Annotated in this window: 16 protein-coding genes and 2 pseudogenes; 10 read left to right on the top strand and 8 right to left on the bottom strand. The window is 61.7% G+C overall.

What is annotated here, in order from left to right:
- The first annotated feature begins 156 nt into the window (after positions 1-156).
- Positions 157-1,233, top strand: coding sequence for a site-specific integrase (locus X757_RS139775; protein WP_023727555.1), 1,077 nt, complete (start codon positions 157-159; stop codon positions 1,231-1,233).
- A gap of 59 nt (positions 1,234-1,292) precedes the next feature.
- Here the strand turns inward: X757_RS139775 and X757_RS139770 are convergent, their stop codons facing one another.
- Together X757_RS139770 and X757_RS139765 are read right to left on the bottom strand one after the other, a co-directional pair.
- Positions 1,293-2,195 (bottom strand): alpha/beta fold hydrolase, encoded by a 903-nt coding sequence (locus tag X757_RS139770; protein ID WP_023727556.1) that lies wholly within the window; start codon positions 2,193-2,195, stop codon positions 1,293-1,295.
- Between the two features lie 304 nt (positions 2,196-2,499).
- Positions 2,500-4,533 (bottom strand): lytic transglycosylase domain-containing protein, encoded by a 2,034-nt coding sequence (locus X757_RS139765; protein ID WP_023727557.1) that lies wholly within the window; start codon positions 4,531-4,533, stop codon positions 2,500-2,502.
- 278 nt (positions 4,534-4,811) lie between these two features.
- On the opposite strand from X757_RS139765, the gene dapA reads away from it, so the two are divergent.
- The 3 genes from dapA (at position 4,812) to X757_RS139750 (ending at position 7,011) form a co-directional block, all read left to right on the top strand.
- A complete protein-coding gene (gene dapA, locus X757_RS139760; protein WP_023727558.1) occupies positions 4,812-5,693 on the top strand; it encodes a 4-hydroxy-tetrahydrodipicolinate synthase in 882 nt (293 codons plus the stop codon).
- Positions 5,694-5,718: 25 nt separating this feature from the next.
- Entirely contained in the window at positions 5,719-6,198 is a 480-nt protein-coding gene (gene smpB, locus X757_RS139755; RefSeq protein WP_023670226.1) for an SsrA-binding protein SmpB, read from the top strand.
- 72 nt (positions 6,199-6,270) lie between these two features.
- Positions 6,271-7,011 carry a GH25 family lysozyme gene (locus X757_RS139750; RefSeq protein ID WP_023727559.1) on the top strand — a complete coding sequence of 247 codons (741 nt, stop codon included), beginning with the start codon at positions 6,271-6,273 and terminating at the stop codon, positions 7,009-7,011.
- A gap of 38 nt (positions 7,012-7,049) precedes the next feature.
- On the opposite strand, the gene X757_RS01000000165340 is transcribed toward X757_RS139750, so the two are convergent.
- Together X757_RS01000000165340 and X757_RS1000000169805 are read right to left on the bottom strand one after the other, a co-directional pair.
- Entirely contained in the window at positions 7,050-7,640 is a 591-nt protein-coding gene (locus tag X757_RS01000000165340) for a DMT family transporter (RefSeq protein ID WP_245275126.1), read from the bottom strand.
- Positions 7,532-7,954 (bottom strand): EamA family transporter, encoded by a 423-nt coding sequence (locus X757_RS1000000169805; RefSeq protein ID WP_373432859.1) that lies wholly within the window; start codon positions 7,952-7,954, stop codon positions 7,532-7,534. Before X757_RS1000000169805 ends, X757_RS01000000165340 begins: the two co-directional genes overlap by 109 nt.
- A gap of 141 nt (positions 7,955-8,095) precedes the next feature.
- On the opposite strand from X757_RS1000000169805, the gene X757_RS139745 reads away from it, so the two are divergent.
- Complete coding sequence (locus X757_RS139745; RefSeq protein WP_023816803.1) at positions 8,096-8,575, top strand: Lrp/AsnC family transcriptional regulator; 480 nt, start codon at positions 8,096-8,098, stop codon at positions 8,573-8,575.
- A gap of 37 nt (positions 8,576-8,612) precedes the next feature.
- Here X757_RS139745 and X757_RS139740 read toward each other — a convergent pair.
- A pseudogene (locus X757_RS139740) lies at positions 8,613-8,768 on the bottom strand (winged helix-turn-helix transcriptional regulator); the annotation flags it as partial.
- 8 nt (positions 8,769-8,776) lie between these two features.
- Between X757_RS139740 and X757_RS1000000169180 the strand changes: the two are divergent.
- Positions 8,777-9,045, top strand: a pseudogene (locus X757_RS1000000169180) (zinc-binding alcohol dehydrogenase family protein); the annotation flags it as partial.
- 113 nt (positions 9,046-9,158) lie between these two features.
- Here X757_RS1000000169180 and X757_RS139730 read toward each other — a convergent pair.
- The 3 genes from X757_RS139730 to X757_RS139720 form a co-directional block, all read right to left on the bottom strand.
- Complete coding sequence (locus tag X757_RS139730) at positions 9,159-10,646, bottom strand: N-acetylmuramidase domain-containing protein (RefSeq protein ID WP_023727562.1); 1,488 nt, start codon at positions 10,644-10,646, stop codon at positions 9,159-9,161.
- A gap of 194 nt (positions 10,647-10,840) precedes the next feature.
- Entirely contained in the window at positions 10,841-11,506 is a 666-nt protein-coding gene (locus X757_RS139725; RefSeq protein ID WP_023727563.1) for a uracil-DNA glycosylase, read from the bottom strand.
- Positions 11,503-12,078, bottom strand: a complete 576-nt coding sequence (locus tag X757_RS139720; RefSeq protein ID WP_023727564.1) for an NYN domain-containing protein — start codon at positions 12,076-12,078, stop codon at positions 11,503-11,505. The genes X757_RS139725 and X757_RS139720 overlap by 4 nt, the downstream gene beginning before the upstream one ends.
- Positions 12,079-12,408: 330 nt before the next feature.
- On the opposite strand from X757_RS139720, the gene rpoZ reads away from it, so the two are divergent.
- The 4 genes from rpoZ to X757_RS139700 all read left to right on the top strand — a co-directional run bounded on the left by rpoZ (position 12,409) and on the right by X757_RS139700 (position 16,241).
- Positions 12,409-12,810 (top strand): DNA-directed RNA polymerase subunit omega, encoded by a 402-nt coding sequence (rpoZ, locus tag X757_RS139715; RefSeq protein ID WP_023670235.1) that lies wholly within the window; start codon positions 12,409-12,411, stop codon positions 12,808-12,810.
- A 127-nt stretch (positions 12,811-12,937) separates the two neighbouring features.
- The gene (locus X757_RS139710) at positions 12,938-15,169 is read left to right on the top strand and encodes a bifunctional (p)ppGpp synthetase/guanosine-3',5'-bis(diphosphate) 3'-pyrophosphohydrolase (protein ID WP_023670236.1); all 2,232 of its coding nucleotides are present in this window, start codon (positions 12,938-12,940) and stop codon (positions 15,167-15,169) included.
- Between the two features lie 101 nt (positions 15,170-15,270).
- Entirely contained in the window at positions 15,271-15,849 is a 579-nt protein-coding gene (pyrE, locus tag X757_RS139705) for an orotate phosphoribosyltransferase (protein WP_023670237.1), read from the top strand.
- A gap of 11 nt (positions 15,850-15,860) precedes the next feature.
- On the top strand, positions 15,861-16,241 hold the full coding sequence (locus X757_RS139700; protein ID WP_023702681.1) for a VOC family protein: 381 nt from the start codon (positions 15,861-15,863) through the stop codon (positions 16,239-16,241).
- Positions 16,242-16,374: the final 133 nt, after the last annotated feature.

Raw genomic sequence — 16,374 nt, forward strand, 5'->3', positions numbered from 1 at the left:
AAGGAACAGGGGGAATCGGCAGCTGAACAGTCCGTAGGGTGAGTTCGTGGGATTCGCTGATGGGCGGATGAATTCACAACTGCGTGATTAAATCTCTTGAAAGGACGCTTCCAAGCGGGTAGGTCTGACCCTATCCACTCGGGGGTGTGGCAATTTATGACCATCGACGCGATACAAGAGGGCGACCCCTCCGAACATTTCTCAATGTTCTCTTCTCAAAATGCGAAGATAAGATACAGCTACAACAAAATCAGAGAAGTAAAGTCGCACCGGGTCGGAGAGCTTTTTTCAGCATACCGAGACATACTCTGGGATGATGGGCGACATAAATACAATGTCAGCTCCTTCATCGGCGAAATAGACGAGATTCTCCTAGGAGAACGGTTCAGCGCCTTCGACCAGAGCACCCTGGACAATCTTATCGGCACCTTGCGCCAGCGCGGCAACAGCAACGCAACCATCAATCGAAAGATGGCTGCCCTCAGCAAACTACTGCGCAAGGCTTACAAGATGGGGGATATCCACAGCCTGCCCGAGTTCCGCCGCCAGAAGGAGCGGGCGGGACGGATTCGTTTCCTCGAAAGGGACGAAGAAGCAAGGCTGTTCGCCGCCATCAGGACCCGCAGCGAGGATGCCTACCGTCTCTCGGTCTTTCTCGTCGACAGCGGTTGCCGCCTTGGCGAAGCGCTCGGACTGATCTGGAACGACATCCAGGAACATCGCGTCTCGTTCTGGATCACCAAATCCGGCCGCAGCCGCACCATCCCGATGACCGAGCGGGTCAAGGAGGTGATCAAACTGCCCCCGTCAGAGGGCCGCCGGCCCAAGGGTCCGTTCACCAAACTCAGCCAGGCACAGTTTCGCGCCATCTGGAACGATGCCAAGGTCGAAGTCGGTCTCGGCGCCGACGACCAGGTGGTTCCGCACATCTTGCGTCACACCTGTGCCTCGCGTCTGGTCCAGGGCGGCATCGACATCCGCCGCGTGCAGATGTGGCTCGGCCACCAGACGCTTTCGATGACCATGCGCTATGCGCATCTGGCCACCAACGATCTCGACGGCTGCGTTGTCGTGCTGGAAACGCCCCGCGGCGAGGGGTTATCCGGCGATGGAAAAAGCTCGGCCTTCGCATCGCCGCTGACCACGGCCTCAGTGCCAGCGCCTGCTCAAAAAAGTAAAGCGGCAGCGGCGAAGGCACCCAAGGCGCCCCGGAAAAGCTCGAAAGCCAAATAGTTACCCAAGGCTTTCATATACTGCCTCGGCAACCCCAGGATCATCTTTGATCTTGGGGTTTACTTTTTCTGGGCCGCATTTGGTACTCCATCCAGGAAAGCCGCGATAGCGCCCGGCAGATTGCCTGTCTCCAGGAAGGGCGCATGGCCCTGGCCCTCGACGGTGATCGCTTCCATGCCGGAATGACGCTTTTGCATCTCGTCGAGTGTGTCGGCCGACAGGAGTTTCGAGTTGGCGCCGCGAATGGCAAGCAAAGGTATGGCCGCCAGCGCCTCGAACTGCGGCCACAGATCCGGCAACGGCTTGCTGAGGTCGAGGCCCGCCACCGTCTCGACCAGCTGCGTGTCGAAATCCGGCAGCAGGAGGCTTTCGTCCGTCTCGCGGTAGAGGGCCGACACCATCCGCTCCCAATCCGCTGCGGTCAGAGCGGGAAAATCCGCGCCGTGAGCGACGCGTTGGGCATCGATCGCCTCAGCGCGGCTCTTCGGTTTCGGTGCCGGGTCGAGATAGGTTTGGATATGGGCGAGCCCCGCGGCCTCGATCACCGGTCCGATGTCGTTCAGCACGATGGCTTTCAGCGCGGCCGGCCGCAGCGCGCCGAGCACGTGGATGATCAGCCCGCCGCGCGAGGTGCCGATAAAGGCCGCTTCCTCGACGTCCAGGGCGGCCAGTCCGGCGAGGACATCGCCGGCTTCGATGCCGACATTGTAGTGGCCGATATCAGGATCGTAAGCGGACTGGCCGCGGCCACGGTAGTCGAAGGCGATGACCTTGCGCGGATTGTCGGTTCGGTGCGACAGATAAAGCGCCAGCTCATGGAAATCGCGCGCGTTGCGGGTCAGGCCGGGCAGGCAAACGACCGGCCAGGTTCCCGAGTTTGTCTCACCGTAGATGCGAGCGTGAAGTCTGAGGCCGTCCGGCGCTGTGTAGAAGAAAGCGGAAAAGCCGTCGGTGCTCGACATATTGAAAGGACTCCCTGGCCGGATTGTCTCCGTCTGCTACAGGCGAGGGTGGGAGCGGTCAAATCGAGGGTTGTCGGCAAGCTGACACTCTTGGAAATGTCGGAGGGACAGCGCCCCCCTCTGTCCTGCCAGACATCTCCCCCACGAGGGGGGAGATTGGCGGTTCAGGCGCTACGCCCTTCCTTCGACGTTGGAGATCGGCGGAATCGGCAATGACAGCTGATCTCCCCACTCGTGGGGGAGATGGCCGGCAAGGGGGCGCGAAGGATCGCCAACGTCTGCCCGTGGCGACAGCTCTGCGGCCTCAGCCTCTTCCGTTCACCAAATCCCCAACGATATCGTACTTCCCCGAAATGCGCATCTTGTAGACCTCGTAATTCTCCATCACGCGCTGCACGTAACTTCTTGTTTCGGTGTAGGGAATTCGCTCGATCCAGTCGACGACGGCGTCGATGCCCTTGCCGCGCGGGTCGCCGTACTTGGCTACCCATTGGCTGGCGCGGTTAGGGCCGGCATTGTAGCCGGCGAAGGTCAGCACATAGGAGCCGCCGAAGCGGTCGAGCTGCTCGCCAAGGAAGGCAGCCCCCAGCGTCGCATTGTAACCGGCATCGCTGGTCAGCCGATCCTGGGAAAAGCTCAGTCCTGCCTTCTTCGCCAATTGCTTGGCGGTGCCCGGCATCAGCTGCAGCAGGCCGCGCGCGCCGGCGCTGGAGACGGCGCCGACATTGAATTCGCTTTCCTGGCGGGCGATCGCATAGGCCAGCGCCTTGCCCGAGCCGGATATGTCGGCGGTGTCGGGAATGACGCCCAGCGGATGCGACAGCGCGCCGACATCGATGCCGCGCGCGCCGGCGATCTTGCCGATCTTCAGCGCCATGAAATGATTGCCCTGCTTTTCCGCCAGCACCGCAAGCAGCGCCAGCTCGCCGGGGCTGGTCAACTGCCCGGCGAGGTCGCGGTAAAGCGTCTCGGCATAGCGGTCGTAGCCCGCCTCCTGCAGCCGCTTGATGGCGCTGACGGCTTCGCGGCCGTCAAAGCTTTGGCGGTCGGCAGTGCTTGGCTCGGGATAGACGATGTTCAGCGTGCGCAAGCCAACCCGTTCCGCCGCCAACTGCCCGTAGAAAGTGGTGCCATAGGCTGCCGCCTTGGTGAAATAATCCTTCGCATTGCCGGGACCGCCGACTTCCGCCGCGCGGCCAAGCCAGTAATAGGCGCGTGACAGCGACATCGGTCCCTGCGCGAGATCGGCGATGCGGGCAAAATGGGTCGAGGCCGTCGCAGGATCGTTGAGGCCGCGCAACGCATACCAGCCGGCGTGGAATTCGGCCTCGGCGGCGCTGGCGGGGCTTTCGGCGGCATGCGCGGCAACGATCTTGTAGGCGGTCTTCCAGTCGCCCTGGTCGACCAGTGCGCGCGACAGCACGCGGCGCTCGACCCACCAGGCATCGGGATCGACCAGCGCGTCGCGGTTCGTTGGCGCTTTCATTACCACCGCGGCGGCGTCCGCAAACTTCCGCTGCTTGCGCAGATATTCGGCTTGCGCGAAGAAATAGCCGGCCGATTGCTGTGCGGCAGGCACTGCTTTCAACAGCTTGGCCGCGTTCTTGTCGCCACGCGAGGCGGCGGCCCAGGCATCGGCCAGCGGTTGCGCGCCGGCAAGGGCTGCGACCCGCAGCGCCGAATTCTCCCGGTCGGCATAAAACATCCGTTCCATGCGGAAACGATGGTCGGCAGCCGGAATGATGGCGCCAAACTCCTTGCTGACGGCCGCCTCGTCCCTGGCTTCCAGCTTCTCGGTGCGCCAGAATGGCGACAGCACGGAAAGCGCAGCCTTGGTGTTGCCAAGAGCTAAATAAGAACGGGCAAGGATGACCACGCCTTGAAAGGTCAGCGGCTGGCTGCCGTCAAAGGCTTTCACCACGGTCTGCGGCGAGGGGTTTTCGCGATAAAGCGCGCGCTCGCTGTTCTTGCGCAGAGCGATGGTGCCCGGCCAATTCGGCAACATCTTTGCGGTATCGGCAATCTCGCTGCTCGGCACACGGTCGCCGCCATAGAGCGCGATCGCCCAGGCCAGGATATGGCGGTCCAGCGAACTGGCCGGCAATGTTTCGCGCACCGCTCGTGCCGCGGCGATATCGCCGGTCGCCAACGCATCGAGACTGCCTTTCAACACGGCGATATTGGCGGAGGGCGCATCGGTCTGCGCTCCATCTTGCATGTCAGGCATCGGGATCGATGAGGTCGTCTGCTCGTCGACGCTCTCGTTTGCCGCCGTCCCCACTATCAGCAGGGCAACGGCGCCAAGCAATATGAAGCGGAGTGGCCGACTGGCCGGCATGATCCTGATCTTTCCCTGTTGCGGCACTTTAGATGGCAAGCCCAGGTGCCCGAGAGCCTAGACTTAGGTCGTGAAGAGCCCGTAAACAAAGGGTTATCGAGGCCGTTCGAATTGCGCTTGCTGGCACCATCGGCATGCTTGCCGCGCAACAGTGTCGAGACTATGGTGCGCGGCTTCGCTTTCGGCTAGAAGGCGCCCGATGCATGTCGCCCAAAAGCGGGAACCGGTTTTGGGACGATGACACGCATAAACAAACAAGTTCCAAGGAGTTGGACGACATGCTGAGAGGCTCGCTTACTGCGCTCGTGACGCCGTTCGAAAAGAGCGGACGTTTCGACGAGAAAGCCTTTCGCGCCTTCGTCGAATGGCAACTTGGCGAGGGCACGACGGGCCTCGTCCCGGTCGGCACCACCGGAGAGTCGCCGACGCTGTCGCATGACGAGCATCGCCATGTCGTCAAGGTCTGCATCGATGTGGCCAAGGGCCGCGCTCCGGTCGTCGCCGGCGCCGGCTCAAACAACACCGCTGAAGCGGTCGGTCTGGTGCAGTATGCCGAGCAGGCGGGCGCCGACGCCGCTCTGGTCGTCACGCCTTATTACAACAAGCCAACACAGCGCGGCTTGTACGAGCATTTCGCTGCCGTCGCCAGGGCGACCAAGCTGCCGATCATCATTTACAACATCCCGCCGCGCTCGGTGATCGACATGATGCCGGAGACGATGGGCAGGCTGGCGCACGACTTCAAGAACATCGTCGGCGTCAAGGATGCCACCGGCAAGGTCGAGCGCGTGTCCGAACAGCGCGCCACCTGCGGCAAGGAGTTCATCCAGCTTTCAGGTGAGGATGCCTCTGCCCTCGGCTTCAACGCTCATGGCGGTGTCGGCTGCATCTCGGTGACGTCGAATGTCGCGCCGCGGCTGTGCGCCGAATTCCAGGAAGCCACACTGTCCGGTGACAGCGCCAAGGCGCTGGAATTGCAGGACCGTCTGCTGCCGCTGCACAAGGCCATCTTCCTTGAGCCCGGCCTGTGCGGCGTCAAATACGCGCTGTCGAAGATTGGCAAGGTCGAGAACGTGGTGCGCTCGCCGCTGGTGACCATCGAGGCGTCGACCGCCGAGAAGATCGATGCGGCGATGAAGCACGCCGGCTTGATAAATTGAGGATGAGGCGCCACCTCTCCGCATCATGAACCAGGTCAGAAAAGCCGATCCAAACAACAAAACCGTTGCGGAAAACCGCAAGGCGCGGTTTTCCTATGAGGTGCTCGACACCGTCGAGGCCGGCCTGGTGCTGACCGGCACCGAGGTCAAGTCGCTGCGCCAGGGCCAGGCCAACATCCAGGACAGCTACGCCTCGGTGGAGGGCGGCGAGATCTGGCTGATCAATTCCTATCTGCCGGAATACCTGCAGGCCAACCGCTTCAACCATGAGCCCAGACGGCGCCGCAAGCTGCTGCTCAACAAGCGCGAGATGGCAAAACTGGCGCAGAGCATCGACCGCGAAGGCATGACGCTGGTGCCGCTGAAAATCTACTTCAACGACCAGGGCCGTGCCAAGCTGCTGCTCGCCGTCGGCCGCGGCAAGAAACTGCACGACAAGCGCGAGACAGAAAAGCAGCGCGACTGGTCGCGCGAAAAGGGCCGGCTTATGAAGGAGCGAGGCTAAGAACCTCGAGCCACAGCCCCACAAAAGCCACATCGGCTTTCAAGTTTCCAGCGACACACGATGGGGAAAGGTTTGAAGAACCGGATCATCCTCTGGGGTGCGGCCAGTCTGGTCTTTGCCGGCCTCGTCGCGGCAGGCGGCTTCTTCTATTTCCGGACCTTCTCGCCCGATCGTGACAGCTATCCGGTCAGGGGTATCGACGTTTCCCATCATCAGGGTGAAATCGACTGGCGCCGCGTTGCCGCCGACGATGTCGCCTTCGCTGTCATCAAGGCGACCGAGGGCGGCGACCATGTCGACGATGCCTTCGCCAAAAACCTGCGCGAGGCGCGCGCGGCCGGACTTGCCGTCGGCGCCTATCACTTCTTCACCTTCTGCCGGCCGGGCGCCGACCAGGCGAAAAATTTCATCGCGGTGGTGCCGCACGACCAGCCGCTGCTGCCGCCGGTCGTCGACATCGAATTCGGCGGCAACTGCCCGCAACGCCCGTCGCCGGAGCAGCTGAGCGCGGAACTCCAGGCCTTCCTCGGACCGGTTGAAGCTGCGTTCGGCAAGCCGGCGATCATCTACCTGACCGACGAGGCCGAGGACGCCTATGCCGGGAAAATCGACGTTCGCCCGCTCTGGCGTCGCTCGTTGCTCCTGGAGCCAGGTCGCAACGACTGGATCTACTGGCAGTACCACAATATGGGCCGCGTCGACGGCATCGTCGGCGATGTCGATCTGAACGTACTGCAGGGCGGGCAGCAAACGCTGGCCGAGTTGTTTGCCGCGCCCGGACAGGTCTCTTCGCAAACGCCTCCATCGCCCTGAACGGATCAGGCAAGCATTCGCTTTGGCTAGCCGCAGTCTCATGTAGGCTTGGCCACAGGTCTGGAAAGAGCCGAAAAGGCCATCCCTGCGGCCATGATCAAGATGGCGGCGAACTGGGTGCCGGTCGGCGTCTCGCCGAGCACCGTCATCGCGATCATGACCGTTGCGATCGGCACGCAGGGCATGAACAGCGATGCCGTCTGTGAGCCCAGCTTTCGAACGACATAGGTGTAGAGGAACATGGCGGCCGCACCGGCCAGAAATCCCTGGATGACGATCTGGCTGGCGATTTCGCCGGCTGCCGCGCTATGAAGGCCGCTCGGTACGAAGAGATAGAGAAGCGGCAGCGGCAGGCATGACAGCAGCACCACGGTTACGGTCGCCGCAATCGGATCGACGCGCCAGCGCCGCACAAGAACGGCATAAGCGGCAAACATCGCGCCCGATGCGATGAACAGCAGATCACCGGAGAAGACATCCTTCATACCGCCACCGGTGTGCGCTGGCGCAATGAACAGGATCAGCCCGGCGATGATGGCGGCGACGCCGATGGTTTGCTGGCGCGAGGCCTTGTCCGTCGTGGCGAGGTGCGACAGCACGAACGAGAAGAACACGATCGAGCTGGGCAAAGTGCCGCGCCATGCGCGGCGGGTGCGTAGGTGAGGCCCCAGTTGATGATGATCGGGTAGGGCAGTCCGGCCAGCGCCGCCAGCGCCAGGGCGCGCCGCCAGCCCAACGCTTTGCTGGCTGACAGGCCGCCGCGCCAGACAACCGGTAGCATGACCAGTCCGGCGCCGACAAAGCGCAAGGTCGCGACATCCGTCGCCGTAAGATGCTCCCGCAGGCTAAAGCGGGCTGCGACGAACTGCACGGCGTAAATACCGATCATGGCGAGGCCCGCAAGAATTGCCGGCTTTGTGTTTAGGTCCTCTGTCACGCGCATTCTCTGTCCCGCTCGATTCTGCCAGCGGAGGATTCTTCCTCCAGACGGCTCTCGTAGAAAGCTCAGCCTATTGTTGAAAATGGTGCGACAAAATAGGCTGTTATCGCGATCTGGGCGTGAATTTCACACAATAGAGGAGCCATGAACGTGAATCATGAATCCGACCAACTTGATGCCATCGACCGCAGCCTGCTGCGGTTGTTGCAGGAGGATGGGCGTCGCACCACGCTCGATCTCGCCGCCCGCGTCGGCCTGTCGCCGACCGGCACCAGCCAGCGGGTGAAGCGCCTGTTTCGTGACGGTTTCATCACCGCGGTCCGGGCTGTGCTCAACCCGCAAAAGATCGGCCGTGGCACGCTTGTCTTCATCGAAGTCAGGCTCGACCAGGCGGCGCCGCATGTGTTCGACCGTTTCGCCGAAGCGGTGGCGAAAGCTCCCGAAGTGCTGGAATGCCACATGGTCGTTGGCGGCTTCGACTATCTGGTGAAGGCGCGCATTTCAGAAATGGCCGCTTATCAGGATTTTTTGAAGCGCGTGATCCTGCCGTTGCCGGGTGTCAGGGAAACGCACACCTATGCGTCGATATCGGACGTGAAGCCGGACGCGCTGCTGCCGGTGTGAGGGCCGGACCAACGCAAGCGGTTGCCACGCCTCCGCTTCAAGCGGCCTGGGAAACCTCCGGCGCCAGCGTCACATTCGCATCGCCCCAGACCTTCAGCACGGTGATCACGGGCTCCAGGCTTCGGCCACGAGGCGTCGGGCTGTACTCGACCTTCGGCGGCATCTGCGCATAGACCTTGCGGGCGATGAGCCCAGTCTGGCTCGCTCGGCTATGCGCAGGCGGCAGCACTGCCGACGACGGCGATCACAGCCTTCGAGGCGTTGTTCGACCGCCTCAATGTGAAGAAGCCTGTCGCGAGCGCTACGAATACCATATCTGACTGTGATCGCCACCGCATCGGGGCCCGAAACGCGACTGGGTGCTTGGGCTTGGCGCCCATCATGTCGTCGACCATTCCAAGCCGCTCGCCGCTCAGGTTGCAGCCCTAGGCATCGGCGCACCGGCCTTTGTGTTCTCGACCACCAACACCGCTGGCGGGATTTTGATCCGAGATCGCCAGCCCGACCTAGCTCCGCAGGTTCTATCAACGAATATCGCTTCGGTCGGCACGCCTTTGGATTGTAGCGTGAGGAGGTGCCATAACTATGCGGATCCCAGCGCGGCCGGAGTCGTCTCGACCGTCAGCGATTTCGGCACCGGAGTTCCAGCCGTTGCAAGCCCTCCCGCGAGACCGCCCGGAGATGGCTGGCGAGGCAATTTGGCTAGTTTACCCTTGAAATTGTAAGCATCTTCCAGTTTTGGACCGTACACTGCCCCGTCGCCGTTGTAGGCCTGTCCAAAGTCTAGCCATTTCCTGTTCCGAATTTCATCGATGAGATTGTTCGACTTGCAGAAATCCGCGAACCCTAGGACCTGCCATCGCTCGTCTGTAGCGAATGCGTCCGCCAATGCCGACGCGGAAGCGTATCCACATATCTTGTGGTTGAACCCCATTATTTGGGGGCCACCAAAGCTGGACGACAGGCAGACCTTTTCTCGTGAAGATAGCGTTTCGGCAAAACGAAAAGCTTTGTACTCGACGCTCTGGTCATCAACATGGGACGATTGCCAAGCGTCTTTGGTCGAAACGCGGAACTTGTGATTCTTATGGGAGGCGCCGGGGATCCCGGCGTGTCCGCCAAATTGAAAATACTTATCGAATTGGGCAACGTTTGTCGCGCCCCAGTATTTGAATAATTTGTGATTTTCAAACCGCAGCACCGGCAGGCCGAGTGTGAATTTACGGCCGCCACTTTCAACGTACCACACGGCGAGCGCTGCGACCGGATCGATGCTGGTCAGCTTACCGAAGGTTTCGATCAGCCCGCCAACCCGATTGTATGTTTCGGCCAGCGCGCGCAACGTACCCTTGGTGCCCGTCGTGTCGATGAACAATGCAGGTGTTAAGGTGGCTTGCACCATTCCGGTGTCGTCCTTGTAATACCCGGATGGGGCGGCGGTTTCCGTCAATGCCAAAGGTGTGAAAGCCACAAGTGCCGAACTCGATACGGATGTCGGCTTGGCGCCCGCGCTAAGCGCGACTTCGTCCTTGTCCCCGAAACGCGATTTCATCGTCTCGTCTATGTGATGCCATGTATAGATGCTCGCAGCCGTTGCGGCAGACTGAAGCTGAACATGGCCGGAGTCTTGATGTTGAAAGTAGTAGCCCGCTGTCAGGCCGAGCTTGACGGCCTGTTCGGCGTAGAATTTGTAGCAGGGGTCGCCCCCGTTCTCCACCATTTTGCCGTTGCGATAACAGTAGCAATCCGCAGCCTCACCCCACTGATGCCATCCGGCACCGGGTAGGGCACTGGTCAGCCAGTCAGCCTGTCTGGCAATGTTGCGATATTGCAAAAGAACAGATGCCAGCCAAGGCGCGCCGTCATTTTTCATCTTCTTTGCTGCGGCATCGATGTCCGCCGGCTTCCGTTTGTCCCATCTGCAGTAGTATTCCGCCTGCTTCTGCGGAGTACGAAGTCCTTGTGATACCCGGAATTCATATCCGGCCGCCCTGCAAATATCCAAAAGAGATGACAGTTTTTCTGCGAATCCTGGCTCCAAGCCAAACCCGCTAGTGTCCGAAATCGACATCCGAGAACCCCCGCCCTCAATTATACTGACAATCTATTGATAGTTGTTTGGAAGTCAACAAGGAGGAGAGATCGTACCAGGCTGGCGAGACGGCGGTCTCCAGCGCAGACGACCCAAAACGTGTCAAGCGCCGATCGGGACAGGCAAGACAGGACGTGCCGGAAGGGCCTCAAGGCCCCTGAAGGTGCTCGGCACTATGTCCGCAGGAACTCAGCGATGTCGCTGAAAACCTTGACGAACATCGTCTCCGTCAAGACACCGGTGTTGGTGTTGTAGCGCGAGCAGTGATAGCTGGAAAACAGCGTGACGCCGCCGGCCGGCAACTGACCGCCGTGCTTGAACGGATAGGCGGCGACGCGCTGGCCCAGCGCCCTGACGGTCGACTGGTGGGCGATGGAGCCCAGCGCCAGCAGGGCGCGCAGTTTGGGAAAGCGTGCAATCGTCGGCACCAGAAAGCTGCGGCAAGTGGCGATCTCGGCGCCGACCGGCTTGTTTTCAGGCGGCACGCAGCGCACCGCATTGGTGATCGCGGTGCCGATCAGTTCGAGCCCGTCATCCGGCCGCGCCTTGAACTCGCCGCGGGCAAGACCGTGAGCGATCATCGTTGAGTAGAGCAGGTCGCCGGCATAGTCGCCGGTGAACGGTCGCCCGGTGCGGTTGGCGCCGCGCAGGCCGGGCGCCAGCCCGACGATCAGCAGCTCGACGGCGTCCTCGCCATCAGGCGGCAGGAAAGTCGGCACCGGCGCATTGAACCACGACGGCTCGCGCTGCCGCCAGTCTGCGATGAAATCATGCAGGCGCGGGCAGAGCGGGCAGTCGCGGTCGGGTTCGGGAGCGGCGTCCAAGGCCGCCGCCGTCAATAGTCTTCCTCTTCGACTGGCTCGGGCCTGCGCACCGGCCGTTCGGAGGGATCGCGGCCGACCTCGTTCTTCAGCGAGGTCAAATCGATGAAATGGTCGGCCTGGCGGCGCAGATCGTCCGAGATCATCGGTGGTTGCGAGGCCATGGTGGAGACGATCGAGACCTTGCGGCCGCGCCGCTGCAGCGCTTCGACCAGTGTGCGGAAGTCGCCGTCGCCGGAGAAGATGACATAGTGATCGACAACATCGGCAAGTTCGAGCGCATCGACGGTCAGTTCGATGTCCATATTGCCCTTGATCTTGCGGCGGCCGGTCGAGTCGGTGAATTCCTTGGCCGGCTTGGTCACCACCTTGAAGCCATTGTAGTCGAGCCAGTCGATCAAAGGGCGGATCGAAGAGTATTCCTGATCCTCGACCAGAGCGGTGTAGTAATAGGCGCGCAGCAAATAGCCGCGCTTCTGGAAGCTGGACAGCAGTTTGCGGTAGTCTATGTCGAAGCCGAGTGCGCGCGAGGTGGCGTAGAGATTGGCGCCGTCTATGAAAAGAGCGATTTTTTCACGGGGGTCGAACATGGCAATATTCCTTTTTCGAAATAGGTGGCGGACTAATCGAAATGGGTCGTTATATCGGTCGGCTCGTAAATAAACCGGCTGACCTTTCGTCAACCGAGATAGCGCCAGTTTTACGGCAATCCAAGGGTGCCGGGGCGCACTGCAAGCAATTGTGATCGGAGCCGTGTCGTCGCCGGTAGGCGGGCTTTGCCGGCAAGGCATTCACCGGCGCCAGAGACTGGCATTCGCCAGCCGATGGGGCCACGGCGCCATAATGCTTGTATTTTGGCGGCGTTCGGGTTATGGACCGCGCCTGTTTTCCATCAAATCCAGGCATGAAAGGGGCAATCAATGGCCCGCGTAACCGTTGAAGACTGCATCGACAAGGTCGACAACCGCTTCGAGCTCGTGCTGCTCGCCGGCCACCGTGCCCGCCAGATCAGCCAGGGCGCGCCGATCACCGTGCCCCGCGACAACGACAAGAACCCGGTCGTAGCGCTGCGCGAGATCGCCGACGAGACGCTGTCGCCCGACGACCTCAAGGAAGATCTGATCCACTCGCTGCAGAAGCATGTCGAGGTCGACGAGCCCGAGGCCGACGGCGAGGCGATCGCCGACCAGACCGGCAACGCAGTTGCAGCTACCGATGCCGACGACGCCGAAGAAAACGTCACCTTCGATCGCATGACCGAGGAAGACCTTTTGGCCGGCATCGAGGGCCTGGTTCCCCCGGAAAAGAGCGACGACTACTAATCGCTGCCCTGGACCTGCCGGGAATATGGTTCCGGCACTTCCGTCCCGTGAGTTTCGTGGCTATCTATGAGATGCGCCGTACATCAGTGCGGCGCATCAATCATTTCAGCACCGTGAGAACCCGCCCATGATGCGTCAGTATGAGCTTGTCGAGCGCGTTGCGCGCTACAAGCCTGACGTCAACGAGGCGTTGCTCAACAAGGCCTATGTCTACGCCATGCAGAAGCATGGCCACCAGAAGCGCGCTTCCGGCGATCCCTATTTCTCGCATCCGCTCGAAGTCGCCGCCATCCTCACCGAAATGCACATGGACGAGGCGACGATCGCCGTCGCCTTGCTGCATGACACGATCGAGGACACCACCGCGACGCGGGCCGAGATCGACGATCTGTTCGGCCCCGAAATGGGCAAGCTGGTCGAAGGCCTGACCAAGCTGAAGAAGCTCGATCTCGTCTCCAAGAAGGCCGAGCAGGCGGAAAACCTGCGCAAGCTGTTGCTGGCCATCTCGGAGGATGTCCGCGTTCTGCTGGTCAAGCTCGCCGACCGGCTGCACAACATGCGCACCCTCGACCACATGCCCGAGGCCAAGCGCCTGCGCATCGCCGAGGAGACGATGGACATCTACGCGCCGCTGGCCGGGCGCATGGGCATGCAAGGCATGCGCGAGGAACTGGAAGAGATCGCCTTCCGCTTCATCAATCCGGAAGCCTACCGCGCCGTCACCGCGCGGCTTGCCGAGATATTCGAGCGCAACAAGGGTGTGCTGACCGACATCGAAAAGGCGCTGTCGGCGCTGTTCGAGAAGCATGCCATCAATGCCGGGGTGAAGAGCCGGCAGAAGAAGCCGTGGTCGGTGTTCCGCAAGATGGAGGCCAAGGCGCTGTCCTTCGAGCAGCTCTCGGACATCTTCGGCTTCCGCGTCGTCGTCGACAGCGTCGAAGACTGTTACCGCGCGCTCGGCGCCATCCACACCACATGGTCGATGGTGCCTGGCCGCTTCAAGGACTACATTTCTACGCCCAAGCAGAACGACTACCGTTCGATCCACACCACCATTGTCGGCCCGTCGCGCCAGCGCGTCGAACTGCAGATCCGCACCCGCGAGATGAACAAGATCGCCGAATATGGCGTCGCCGCCCATTCGATCTACAAGGACACCGGCGGCAAGACGAACGGCGCCGCCCATGCGATCTCGAAGGAGACCAACGCCTATGCCTGGCTGCGGCGCACCATCGAGCAACTGGCAGAAGGCGACAACCCGGAAGACTTCCTCGAAAATACCAAGCTGGAGCTGTTCCAGGACCAGGTATTCTGCTTCACGCCGAAAGGCATGCTGATTGCGCTGCCGCGCGGCGCCACGCCCATCGACTTCGCCTATGCCGTGCACACCGATGTCGGCGACACCTGCGTCGGTGCCAAGGTCAACGGCCGCATCATGCCGCTAATGACGGAACTGAAGAACGGCGACGAGGTCGAGATCATCCGCTCCAAGGCGCAAGTGCCGCCGGCGGCGTGGGAGTCGGTGGTGGTCACCGGCAAGGCGCGTTCAGCCATCCGCCGCGCCACCAAGAACGCCATTCGCAAGCAATATTCAGGTCTTGGTGCCCGCATTCTCGAGCGCGCCTTCGAACGCGCCGGCAAGACCTTCACCAAGGAAAGCCTGAAGCCGGTGCTGCACCGGCTGGCGCGCAAGGACATCGAGGATGTGCTGGCCTCGGTCGGGCGCGGCGAACTTGCCTCGACCGACGTCATGAAGGCCGTCTTCCCAGACTACAAGGACGAGCGCGTCACCGTCAGCGCCCCCAAGCAGCGCGAGGAGGGCTGGTCGAAGATCCGCAACGCCGCCGGCATGCTGTTCCAGATGCCCGGCACACGAGCCGCGCGCAAGGACAAGGACCAGCCGCGCGATGGCGCGGTGCCGATCCGCGGCGTGCGCGGCGACCTGCCGGTGCGTTTCGCGCCGGAAGGGGCCGTGCCTGGCGACCGCATCGTCGGCATTGTCCAGCCGGGCACCGGCATCACCATCTATCCCATCCAGTCGCCGGCGCTGCAGGCCTTCGACGACCAGCCGGAGCGCTGGATCGACGTGCGCTGGGACATTGACGAGCAGACCAAGGAGCGCTTTCCGGCGCGCGTCTCGGTCACCGCCATCAACGCGCCGGGCTCGCTCGCCGACATCGCCCAGGTCGTTGCCTCCAACGACGCCAACATTCATACGCTGTCGATGGTGCGCACCGCGCCCGACTTCACCGAAATGCTGATCGATCTCGAAGTCTGGGATCTGAAGCACCTCAACCGGCTGCTGTCGCAGCTCAAGGATAATTCGAGCGTCAGCGATGCGCGGCGTGTGAATGGGTGAATAGTGAATAGTGAATAGTGAATAGTGAATAGTGAATAGTGAAAGAAGGCGTTCTCACTACCATTCACCATTCACCATTCACCATGGACATGGGGCGAGTTATGAATACCGACGAAGTTCTGGGCATTTTCCGCGAGGCAGGCGCTGTTCTGGAGGGACATTTCATCCTGACGTCGGGTCTGCGCAGCCCGGTCTTCCTGCAGAAGGCGCGCGTCTTCATGCATGCCGACAAGACCGAGCGGCTTTGCAAGGCGCTGGCCGAAAAGATCCGCAAGGCGGTGCCGGGCAAGGTCGACTACGTCGTCGGCCCGGCGATCGGCGGCCTGATCCCGGCCTATGAGACGTCGCGCCATCTCGGTGTGCCAGCAATCTGGGTGGAGCGCGAAGGCGGCGAGTTCAGGCTGCGCCGCTTTGAGATCGCGCCGGGATCGCGCGTCGTCATCGTCGAGGACATCGTCACCACTGGTCTTTCGATCCGCGAAACCATCGACTGCCTGCGCGCGATTGGCGCCGAGGTCGTGGCGGCGGCCTGCATCATCGACCGCTCGGCCGGCAAGACCAATGTCGGCGTGCCGCTGATCGCGCTTGCCGAATATGAGGTGCCGGCCTATCCCGCCGACCGCCTGCCGCCGGAACTTGCCGCCATCCCGGCGATCAAGCCGGGTAGCCGCAACATTTAGGGGACATCACCATGATCGCCGGCATCGATCATTTCGTGCTGACGGTCCGCTCGGTGGAGGACAGCTGCGCCTTCTACCAGCGGGTGCTTGGCCTCAAGCGCCTCGACGAGCCGAACCGGCCGACGGGGTTGCTGTTCGGATCGCAGAAGATCAATCTGCATCAGGCAACGCACACTTTCGAACCGAAAGCCAAGACGCCGATGCCTGGGTCCGGCGATTTCTGCCTGATCGCCGCAAGGCCGCTTGCCGAGATTTGCGCCAGTCTGGAAGCCAACGGCGTTGCCATCGAAGTCGGCCCGGTCGAGCGCACCGGCGCCCGCGGTAAGATGATGTCGGTCTATTTCCGCGATCCGGACAGCAATTTGGTCGAAGTCAGCGAATATCGGGAATAGTCTATCCGCCTCGGCGTCGTCTTCGCGCGGACATTGCCGTCGTCAGGGAGCTTTCATCGATATTGTCCTCAGTTTCGCCCCAATGGCGCTCTTGTTACCCGCCTGCGGCAGACCATCGTTACCCGCCTGCGGC

The sequence above is a fragment of the Mesorhizobium sp. LSHC412B00 genome (genome assembly GCF_000503035.1).
In the GTDB taxonomy this organism is placed as follows: Bacteria; Pseudomonadota; Alphaproteobacteria; order Rhizobiales; family Rhizobiaceae; genus Mesorhizobium.

Bases quoted from the DNA above. Each gene is read 5' to 3' on its own strand.
- X757_RS139775 (WP_023727555.1), top strand. From the start codon at position 157: ATGACCATCGACGCGATACAAGAGGGCGACCCCTCCGAACATTTCTCA.
- X757_RS139770 (WP_023727556.1), bottom strand. From the start codon at position 2,195: ATGTCGAGCACCGACGGCTTTTCCGCTTTCTTCTACACAGCGCCGGAC.
- X757_RS139765 (WP_023727557.1), bottom strand. From the start codon at position 4,533: ATGCCGGCCAGTCGGCCACTCCGCTTCATATTGCTTGGCGCCGTTGCC.
- dapA (WP_023727558.1), top strand. From the start codon at position 4,812: ATGCTGAGAGGCTCGCTTACTGCGCTCGTGACGCCGTTCGAAAAGAGC.
- smpB (WP_023670226.1), top strand. From the start codon at position 5,719: ATGAACCAGGTCAGAAAAGCCGATCCAAACAACAAAACCGTTGCGGAA.
- X757_RS1000000169805 (WP_373432859.1), bottom strand. From the start codon at position 7,954: ATGCGCGTGACAGAGGACCTAAACACAAAGCCGGCAATTCTTGCGGGC.
- X757_RS139745 (WP_023816803.1), top strand. From the start codon at position 8,096: ATGAACGTGAATCATGAATCCGACCAACTTGATGCCATCGACCGCAGC.
- X757_RS139730 (WP_023727562.1), bottom strand. From the start codon at position 10,646: ATGTCGATTTCGGACACTAGCGGGTTTGGCTTGGAGCCAGGATTCGCA.
- X757_RS139720 (WP_023727564.1), bottom strand. From the start codon at position 12,078: ATGTTCGACCCCCGTGAAAAAATCGCTCTTTTCATAGACGGCGCCAAT.
- rpoZ (WP_023670235.1), top strand. From the start codon at position 12,409: ATGGCCCGCGTAACCGTTGAAGACTGCATCGACAAGGTCGACAACCGC.
- X757_RS139710 (WP_023670236.1), top strand. From the start codon at position 12,938: ATGATGCGTCAGTATGAGCTTGTCGAGCGCGTTGCGCGCTACAAGCCT.
- pyrE (WP_023670237.1), top strand. From the start codon at position 15,271: ATGAATACCGACGAAGTTCTGGGCATTTTCCGCGAGGCAGGCGCTGTT.
- X757_RS139700 (WP_023702681.1), top strand. From the start codon at position 15,861: ATGATCGCCGGCATCGATCATTTCGTGCTGACGGTCCGCTCGGTGGAG.